This window comes from Priestia aryabhattai, from assembly GCF_023715685.1.
GTDB classification, from domain to species: Bacteria; Bacillota; Bacilli; order Bacillales; family Bacillaceae_H; genus Priestia; species Priestia aryabhattai_B.
Genome location: NZ_JAMBOQ010000125.1, coordinates 1 through 237, shown reverse-complemented (window position 1 = coordinate 237; position 237 = coordinate 1). Strand labels below are relative to the sequence as shown.

The following is a 237-nucleotide window of genomic DNA, read 5'->3' as shown; positions in this document are numbered from 1 at the left end:
AGTATCAAGATCCGAATCACAATTTGATGAAGTATCAAGATCTGAATCACGATTTGATGAAGTATCAGGATCTGAATCACAATTTGATGAAGTATCAAGATCTGAATCACGATTTGATGAAGTATCAAGATCTGAATCACGATTTGATGAAGTATCAAGATCTGAATCACGATTTGATGAAGTATCAAGATCCGAATCACAATTTGATGAAGTATCAAGATCTGAATCACGATTTGA

The 237-nt window shown here is 33.3% G+C and carries 1 pseudogene; it reads right to left on the bottom strand.

What is annotated here, in order from left to right:
• A pseudogene (locus M3225_RS29350) lies at positions 1-237 on the bottom strand (MSCRAMM family adhesin SdrC); the annotation flags it as partial.